This window comes from Psychrobacter sp. AOP5-GZ1-6, assembly GCF_052376345.1.
GTDB lineage: Bacteria > Pseudomonadota > Gammaproteobacteria > Pseudomonadales > Moraxellaceae > Psychrobacter.
The window spans coordinates 1-8,647 of sequence record NZ_JBQSVP010000124.1; the positions used below are offsets into that span (position 1 = coordinate 1).

Annotated in this window: 9 protein-coding genes; all 9 read right to left on the reverse strand. The window is 41.4% G+C overall.

Annotated elements, in window-relative coordinates:
- Positions 1 to 201: 201 nt before the first annotated feature.
- The 9 genes from ACT3RN_RS12690 to ACT3RN_RS12730 all read right to left on the reverse strand — a co-directional run bounded on the left by ACT3RN_RS12690 (position 202) and on the right by ACT3RN_RS12730 (position 8,400).
- Complete coding sequence (locus ACT3RN_RS12690) at positions 202 to 618, reverse strand: F0F1 ATP synthase subunit epsilon (protein ID WP_021812807.1); 417 nt, start codon at positions 616 to 618, stop codon at positions 202 to 204.
- A gap of 105 nt (positions 619 to 723) precedes the next feature.
- The gene (atpD, locus tag ACT3RN_RS12695) at positions 724 to 2,157 is read right to left on the reverse strand and encodes a F0F1 ATP synthase subunit beta (protein WP_192518625.1); all 1,434 of its coding nucleotides are present in this window, start codon (positions 2,155 to 2,157) and stop codon (positions 724 to 726) included.
- Positions 2,158 to 2,195: 38 nt separating this feature from the next.
- On the reverse strand, positions 2,196 to 3,077 hold the full coding sequence (gene atpG / locus ACT3RN_RS12700; RefSeq protein WP_192518626.1) for a F0F1 ATP synthase subunit gamma: 882 nt from the start codon (positions 3,075 to 3,077) through the stop codon (positions 2,196 to 2,198).
- A gap of 218 nt (positions 3,078 to 3,295) precedes the next feature.
- On the reverse strand, positions 3,296 to 4,840 hold the full coding sequence (gene atpA, locus ACT3RN_RS12705; RefSeq protein WP_192518627.1) for a F0F1 ATP synthase subunit alpha: 1,545 nt from the start codon (positions 4,838 to 4,840) through the stop codon (positions 3,296 to 3,298).
- A 93-nt stretch (positions 4,841 to 4,933) separates the two neighbouring features.
- Positions 4,934 to 5,557, reverse strand: coding sequence for a F0F1 ATP synthase subunit delta (locus ACT3RN_RS12710; protein WP_192518628.1), 624 nt, complete (start codon positions 5,555 to 5,557; stop codon positions 4,934 to 4,936).
- Positions 5,558 to 5,570: 13 nt separating this feature from the next.
- Positions 5,571 to 6,041: a F0F1 ATP synthase subunit B gene (locus ACT3RN_RS12715; RefSeq protein WP_192518629.1), complete on the reverse strand. Its 471-nt coding sequence runs from the start codon at positions 6,039 to 6,041 to the stop codon at positions 5,571 to 5,573.
- 117 nt (positions 6,042 to 6,158) lie between these two features.
- Positions 6,159 to 6,407, reverse strand: a complete 249-nt coding sequence (gene atpE / locus ACT3RN_RS12720) for a F0F1 ATP synthase subunit C (protein ID WP_010197960.1) — start codon at positions 6,405 to 6,407, stop codon at positions 6,159 to 6,161.
- 36 nt (positions 6,408 to 6,443) lie between these two features.
- On the reverse strand, positions 6,444 to 7,310 hold the full coding sequence (atpB, locus tag ACT3RN_RS12725) for a F0F1 ATP synthase subunit A (protein WP_192518630.1): 867 nt from the start codon (positions 7,308 to 7,310) through the stop codon (positions 6,444 to 6,446).
- Between the two features lie 691 nt (positions 7,311 to 8,001).
- Complete coding sequence (locus ACT3RN_RS12730; RefSeq protein ID WP_192518631.1) at positions 8,002 to 8,400, reverse strand: ATP synthase subunit I; 399 nt, start codon at positions 8,398 to 8,400, stop codon at positions 8,002 to 8,004.
- Positions 8,401 to 8,647: the final 247 nt, after the last annotated feature.

Sequence of the window (8,647 nt, forward strand, 5' to 3'; positions counted from 1 at the left end):
GTAATATTTAATACCTTTAAAGAAGATAAGGCTGTAGCAGTGTAGTCATTCACTGAACTATACATGGTTATACACACTTGTATTGCTTGTATCAAAACCATATTGAATAAAGCAATTATTTCAAGCACCATCAAATGATAAATAACAAGCATAAAAAAACAGCCCATAATGGACTGTTTCTTAATTATAAATAATATTAAATTAAGCGCGATTTTTGTACTTACGAATAGTCTGTAGCTGTGCAACAGACTCTGCTAATGAAGCCAAAGCAGCATTTGTCTGTACCGTATCAGACTGATTAACCAGCATTTGCTCAGCTTTTTTACGTGCTTCAACGATTTTACTTTCGTCAAGATTATGTGCACGCATGGCCGTATCAGCTAATACAGTAACCATCTTAGGTTGTACTTCTAAGACACCACCTGATACATAAATCACTTCTTCTTCACCATTTGGTGTTTGCACACGCATCGCACCCGGTTTTAGCAAAGTAATAAGCGGTGTGTGACCTGGCAATACACCAATCTCGCCTTCGGTACCCGTAGCTATTAACATGCTAATTTCGCCTGAATACAACTCTTCACGAGCACTTACGACGCGACATTGTAACGTTGCCATACTTAACTCCTTACCATCAAAATACAATCAAAACTGCGATGCGTAACCTAATGGCAAATAAGTTTATTATGACCTATTTGCCTTTTAGAAAATGCTAGCACAATTTTACGCTGCAGTAGATTTCATCTTCTCTGCTTTAGCAACAACTTCATCAATGCCACCAGCCATATAGAAGGCTTGTTCTGGTAGGTCATCGTATTCACCTGCAATGATGGCCTTGAAGCTAGCAATGGTATCGCGCAGAGCAACATATTTACCAGGTGCACCAGTGAATACTTCTGCTACGTGGAATGGCTGTGACAAGAAACGCTGAATCTTACGTGCACGGTAAACAACCAGCTTATCTTCTTCTGATAGCTCATCCATACCCAAGATAGCGATGATGTCTTTAAGCTCTTTATAACGCTGTAGAACTTCCTGAACACCACGAGCCACATTGTAATGCTCATCACCAATTACTTGTGGATCTAGCTGACGTGACGTTGAATCTAGTGGATCAACCGCAGGATAGATACCTTGTGATGCGATATCACGGCTTAGTACAACCGTTGCATCCAAGTGAGCAAACGTTGTCGCTGGTGATGGATCGGTCAAATCATCCGCAGGTACATAGACCGCTTGAACTGAAGTAATAGAACCTGACTGAGTTGAAGTAATGCGTTCTTGCAATAAGCCCATCTCTTCAGCAAGTGTCGGCTGATAACCAACTGCTGATGGCATACGACCAAGCAGTGCTGATACTTCAGTACCGGCTAGCGTATAACGGTAGATGTTATCAACAAACAGCAATACGTCACGACCTTTGCCAGTAGCAGGATCTTTAGTATCACGGAAGTATTCAGCCATAGTCAAGCCAGACAATGCAACACGTAGACGGTTACCCGGTGGCTCATTCATCTGACCATATACCATCGCAACTTTAGATTTACTAAAGTCTTCAGTGTTTACAACGCCAGCTTCTTGCATTTCATGATAGAAATCGTTACCTTCACGAGTACGCTCACCAACACCAGCAAATACTGACAAACCTTCATGCTTTAGAGCGATGTTATTGATCAGCTCCATCATGTTAACGGTTTTACCAACACCAGCACCACCGAACAGACCAACTTTACCACCTTTAGCAAACGGGCAAAGTAAATCAATTACTTTAATACCAGTCTCTAGTAGTTCAGTGCTGTTTGACTGATCAGCATAACTTGGCGCATCACGGTGGATAGACCATTTCTCGTCTGCTGCAACAGGACCTTCTTCATCAATAGGACGACCAAGAACATCCATAATGCGACCCAGTGTTCCTGTACCTACTGGTACAGAAATAGCTGCACCAGTATTGGTAACAGGTAGGTTACGCTTTAGGCCTTCAGTTGATCCCATAGCAATAGTACGTACGATACCATCACCTAGCTGTTGCTGTACTTCTAGGGTGGTTTCGGTACCATCTACTTGCAAGGCATCAAAAATCTGAGGAACTTCATTACGGTTGAACTCAACGTCAAGAACCGCGCCAATAATCTGTACAATACGACCGCTACTCATTGCGTTCTCCTTGAACTTCTATATATAGGTGTAGTCAATTATGAAACAGCAGCAGCACCGCCAACGATTTCCGAGATTTCTCGGGTAATCGCCGCTTGACGCAGCTTGTTATAAACCAACTGTAAATCGTTAATAAGGTCACCAGCATTATCTGTAGCCGCTTTCATAGCAACCATACGTGACGACTGCTCAGAAGCGATGTTTTCCATTACCGCTTGATAGACAATCGACTCAATATAACGGCCAAGTAATTCATCAATCAATGTCTTGATATCAGGCTCATAGATATAGTCCCAGCTGAGCTCTGTTTGTAAGCCACTTTCGTCTTCATCAAATGACTGCTCTGGTAAAGGAACCAATTGATTGACAGTCGGCTTTTGAGTCATGGCATTAACGAATTTGTTATAGACCACATAGATGCGATCTATATTACCGTTACTATAATCCTCAAGCATGGCTTGAACAGGTGCGTTTATTTGCTCAAACGTTGGCTTATCACCATAATCGGTCACTGCCGAGGTAACATTACCACCAAAATTTTTGAAAAAACTCACGCCTTTAGCACCAATAGCTGCAAACTCAGTCTGTACAGACTGATCTTGATATTGCTGGATACTCTTAGATAAAGCTTTAAATAAGTTGACGTTCAAACCGCCCGCTAGACCACGGTCAGAGGTAATGACAATATAGCCAACCTTATTGACAGGACGCGATACCATATACGGGTGTTTGTAGTCAGATGAAGCATGCACCAAATGTGAAATAACCCGACGCATACTATCAGCATACGGGCGACCCACTTCCATGCGCTCTTGTGCACGGCGCATTTTACTTGCTGCAACCATTTGCATTGCACGAGTAATTTTTTGGGTGCTTTTAATACTGGTGACTTTGGCACGTATCTCTTTTAAGCTTGCCATAATGATTCCAATATGAGAGGGTTAAAAAGCATTGGCGCAAGCGACAATCATTTGATATATGACATTAATCTGGCAGAATAACATTCTATATCTTGTGCATTACGCGATCTAATGCTGCTAGTGGTTAAAACAGTGGCGCAAGTATCTAATAAGACAATGTGCCACTTTTTATTGACTATCACAGATAGCCGTAACCAAATCCGGCTTAACCCGTGAAATTAATAACTGTGATTTTGTTTAAAGGTCTCTAGAGCTGACTTTAAACGACCTGCGATATCATCGTTGTAGTTCGCAGTGTCATCAATCTCACGCATCAATTCACTCTGCTCATCATGCATATAGCGTAAGTAAGCTTCTTCGAAAGAACCAATCTTTTCAACAGGCACATCCGATAAGAATCCTTCATTTGAAGCATAAATAACAGCTGCTTGCTCAGAGATAGACATTGGCTGATACTGCTTTTGCTTCATCAGTTCAGTCACACGCTCACCATGATCGAGCTGTTCGCGAGTTGCATCATCAAGATCTGAGGCAAACTGAGCAAATGCTGCCAATTCACGGTATTGGGCCAACGCAGTACGAATACCACCAGATAGCTTTTTGATAATCTTAGTCTGTGCTGAACCACCAACACGAGATACCGAGATACCAGCATTTACTGCCGGACGGATACCTGAGTTGAATAGGCTAGATTCTAAGAAGATCTGACCATCAGTGATTGAAATCACGTTAGTTGGTACGAATGCAGATACGTCACCAGCTTGTGTCTCAATGATTGGTAGCGCCGTTAAAGAGCCAGTTTTACCTTTCACTTCACCGTTAGTGAACTTTTCTACATAGTCAGCATTTACACGTGATGCACGCTCAAGTAAACGTGAATGTAAATAGAATACGTCACCAGGATATGCTTCACGACCTGGCGGACGACGTAGCAATAGTGAAATCTGACGATAAGCGACTGCTTGCTTTGATAAATCATCAAATACAATCAATGCATCTTCGCCGCGGTCACGGAAGTATTCACCCATCGTACAGCCTGAATATGGTGCAATATACTGTAGAGCTGCAGGCTCTGATGCTGAAGCAACCACAACAGTGGTATATTCTAGTGCGCCAGTTTGTTCAAGCTTACGTACTACGTTAGCGATAGTCGAACGTTTCTGTCCGATAGCGACGTATACACATTTAATGCCAGAAGCTTTCTGTGCAATGATCGCATCGATAGCCATCGCTGTTTTACCAGTCTGACGGTCACCAATGATAAGCTCACGCTGGCCACGACCGATTGGAATCATGGTATCAACGGCTTTATAGCCAGTCATTACTGGCTGATCTACTGACTGACGATCGATAACGCCTGGAGCGATTTTCTCGACTTTGTCAGTCATCTTAGCATCGATAGGACCTTTGCCATCAATAGGATTACCCAAGGCGTCAACAACACGACCTAGCAGCTCAGGACCTACTGGTACTTCAAGGATACGACCAGTACAATAGGCTTTTTGACCTTCTTGCAGCTTTAGGTAATCACCAAGTACTACCGCGCCGACAGAATCACGCTCTAAGTTAAGAGCCATTCCATAGATTTCGCCTTCAAACTCAATCATTTCGCCGTACATGGCATCTTCAAGACCATGAATCTGCACGATACCGTCAGATACTTTGACAATCGTGCCTTCATTCTTTGCAGTTGCACCCGCATCAAGGTCTTGAATACGCTGCTTAATCAGGTTACTGATTTCCGCTGGATTCAATTGTTGCATTGCCTTGTTTCCTTTAATTTATGATAACCCGCCCACTGACTTAAATGCTCTTACTATCACGCAGGTATTATAGAGCTGCGTTGATGAATGGCATTAGGCAGTTAGCTGTGTTTTTAACTGTTGTAACTTGCCGCGCATCGAATCATCAATGACTTTGTCACCGACTTTTATCGTAGCGCCTGCCAATAGACTTGGATCGACCGACTCATGAATCACGACACTACCGTTTAGTGATTCGGCAAGGCGCATCTTAATCGTTTCACGCTGAACGTCAGTCAATGGGTAGGCAGTAGTCACATATGCGTCAAGCTGCTTTAAGCTTATGGCCTTGTGATGACGATAATGCTCATAAACTTCAGGAAGCAGCGCTAGACGCTCTTGATCTGCCAGCTGCTTAATAAAATTAGTGAGCGCTGGTGATACTTTAGGATAGCTAATATTATTGCCATAACGAGAGCCTTTGCTCTCACCTAATAGCTGTTTAAAAGCAGAACCATTATCACCAGCTACTTGTGAGTCATAAAGATCAACCAAAGCAGCTGACTTATGCTCAGCCGTAACAGCTGGATTTTCTAGCCAAGTACGAAAAGCTTTGTCATTGACAACTGTACTGGCGATAAACAAGAAATTCTCCCACTCATCTACAGCCCCGTTTTCATTGGCATAGTCAAACGCGGCTCTAGCGTAGGGTCGTGCTAAGGTTGATAAGTCAGCCATTATATCCTCACAGTTACAGCTTCGCCGCCAGTTGGTCTAGCATACTGGCATGTTTTTGCACATCGACTTTGTCTTGCAAAATCTTTTCTGCACCAAGCACAGCCAGTTCAGCAACTTGAGCACGTAATGACTCACGTGCTTGATTGATTTCTTGGTCGATAGACGCTTGCGCCTGTTGACGAATGCGCTCGGCTTCCGTTTGGGCTTGCATTTTTGCATCTTCGACAAGCTGATTGGCACTCTTGTTTGCTTGCTCAATTAGAGCAGCAGCTTTAGTCTTTGCAAGATCAAGCTCCTGCTGGACATCTTGCTCCGCGGTCGCTAAATCTGCTTTTGCTTTTTCTGCGGCACTCAAGCCTTCAGCAATTTTACGCTGACGCTCATTAATGGCGCCGATAAGTGGTGGCCACACGAATTTCATGCAAAAAACCACAAATATTGCAAAAGCAATGGCTTGACCGACGAGTGTAAAATTGATATTCACGTGATCACCTCTTTGTTAATGAAAAATCAGTTTCATTGATCATGTTTGGCAGTCAAATCTTGACTATATTTGATAGAAAACTTCCGAATACCAAACATTTACAACTGAGCTTTCGGATTAACCTGCTAGAGGGTTAGCGAATAACAATAGCATAGCAATACCAACACCGATCATCGGAATAGCATCAAGAAGACCTGCTACGATGAACATACGAGTTTGCAATTGTGAGCCAAGTTCTGGCTGACGCGCAACACCTTCTAAGAACTTGCCACCTAGAATAGCAAAACCAATACCTGTGCCAAGTGCGCCAAGACCGATAAGTAGCGCTACTGCGATAACTGTGTAACCACCTAATACTGGATCCATTGATGTATCCTCATTTACCTATTGAATAATGTCTAATTAATGTTCAGTTGATGATGCAAGCGACATGTAAACTATCGTCAGCATCATAAATACGAACGCTTGAAGTGTAATAACTAAGATGTGGAAGATAGCCCACGGTACCGATAACGCCCATTGAATCCAAAACGGCATTAGAGCAATCAGTATAAAAATCAATTCCCCAGCATACATATTACCGAATAGACGCAAACCAAGTGATACTGGCTTAGCAATCAAAGTAACAGCTTCTAAAATGAAGTTGATGGGGATTAAAATAGCTTGGATAATTGGGTTTTTGGCACCAAATGGGTGTAGTGTTAACTCACCTATAAATCCGCCAAGACCTTTTTCTTTAATACTATAAAATATAATCAATGCAAAGACAGAAAATGACATGCCAAGCGTGATATTAGGATCGGTTGTTGGAACAATCTTGAAGAACACGTGATGAGGATCATGACCCATTGCAGCACCAACTTGTCCTGCAAGACCTGGAATGAAGTCAACGGGTATTAAATCCATCAAGTTCATTAAGAAGATCCACACAAAAATGGTCAACGCTAGTGGCGCAATCAATTTTGAAGTACCACTGTACGAATCACGAACGTTGTTATCAACAAACTCAACGATCAATTCAATCGCTGCCTGAGTTTTGCTTGGCACGCCTGAAGTGACTTTTTTGGCAACCATCCAAAAGATGGCACAAAATAAAATACCCAGACCAACTGACCAAAGCATAGAATCAAGATGGATAGCATTAAAACCCATTGCCCCTGCTTCTTCAGCAGTATGGGCAACTTTCCAACCTTCGCCCGGCAAATAGCCATACGTCCAATTCGTTAAGTGGTGAGAGATATATTCTGATGATGTTTGCTCGGCTGCCATAATGTAAGCTTCTTATTAATCAACGATTTAATCAACTACCAAAAATATGGTTGTCATCTGATGAGGTTTTAGCGTGCTATCTAACATGCTGATAAGCCAGCAAATAACTGACACTAAAACGCTCATGTAACCAATAACATCCAACCCATAGTTCTATTACTAATGTACGGATTTGATAGCCGCAAATGAATTTTAGCTATCAAAAAAGGGCTTATGATAATTCAGTAATAGCCCTTGCATATGTACGCAAAATTATTATATATGTGTTCACTTACTGTCGTATTTTGACGACTAACGCCTTGTATAGCGTTCATAAGCAAAATATTTAGCTGTCTATCTTAATGCAGCGTTGTATTCGTGTAAAGTCAATTATCAAATTTTTATTCGTTGTATGAATAAGTTAGCTACTGTTAATATTTTCTAACATAACTTTGTGTCTATAATCTATCTGCAATCTATTTGCAAAAATAGTTTTGATAAATAATAACAGTAACTTAATCTGCTCTACCCTATCACTATATTTTGACACACTACGTTCATTTCGAATAATTATACAAAAATTTTACGATCGCTAGCACTGTCTTAAGACAGACTTTTATGTTTTGACATTTTAGAACTAGTCATAGAGAAGTTGGACGGCAGGGTGGCTTTCATAAAAATATTAATCATATAACTATATCTATAGTTAACACTAACGTATATACCACAACATCCAACTGTGACTAATTTGCATTACCATAAAACCGATAAACAGCGCAGGCGCAGATAGGGGTTGTACGGTAATAAAAATTAGTGCGAAACCCAACATGGCTAATAGCCACTTGGCCATCTGTCCTCGATATAGCTGGCTAACAATATGTTGGCGCGCGCGATATCCAGTATACCAAAAAATAAACCCAGCAAATATAGATTGGCTAGAAAAGCTAAGTAACGCACCGAGAGCGGCACTTTTTGTTACGGTAAGCTCACTATGCAACCAAACAGCATCTATGACCCAAGCAATAATTATGAGAATAAATAATATCCATGCTTGGCGTTTGATATAGATGCCAATCTTATCTTTTTGCGTGCGTTTAGCAGGCTTGGTCATCAGTATTCCTATAGCCTTACAACATTAGGATAATTTAGCATGCTTCTGATACTTTTATCCGTGAATCGTTTACCCTACAGGTATTACCTTTATAACCAAAATCAAACGCCACTTATTATAAGGAGCATGTGCGTGTTAAGCAAGTAAAATCTGAAACTTGTCAACTATTTAGCAGACACATGACTCAAGATAGATTATTCTGAAGTTCAAATCACTATATTTGAGTCATGGTAATATTTATTTGGTG

Excerpts from the sequence above, each read along its gene's own strand:
- ACT3RN_RS12690 (WP_021812807.1), bottom strand. The coding sequence starts at position 618 with ATGGCAACGTTACAATGTCGCGTCGTAAGTGCTCGTGAAGAGTTGTAT.
- atpD (WP_192518625.1), bottom strand. The coding sequence starts at position 2,157 with ATGAGTAGCGGTCGTATTGTACAGATTATTGGCGCGGTTCTTGACGTT.
- atpG (WP_192518626.1), bottom strand. The coding sequence starts at position 3,077 with ATGGCAAGCTTAAAAGAGATACGTGCCAAAGTCACCAGTATTAAAAGC.
- atpA (WP_192518627.1), bottom strand. The coding sequence starts at position 4,840 with ATGCAACAATTGAATCCAGCGGAAATCAGTAACCTGATTAAGCAGCGT.
- ACT3RN_RS12710 (WP_192518628.1), bottom strand. The coding sequence starts at position 5,557 with ATGGCTGACTTATCAACCTTAGCACGACCCTACGCTAGAGCCGCGTTT.
- atpE (WP_010197960.1), bottom strand. The coding sequence starts at position 6,407 with ATGGATCCAGTATTAGGTGGTTACACAGTTATCGCAGTAGCGCTACTT.
- atpB (WP_192518630.1), bottom strand. The coding sequence starts at position 7,310 with ATGGCAGCCGAGCAAACATCATCAGAATATATCTCTCACCACTTAACG.
- ACT3RN_RS12730 (WP_192518631.1), bottom strand. The coding sequence starts at position 8,400 with ATGACCAAGCCTGCTAAACGCACGCAAAAAGATAAGATTGGCATCTAT.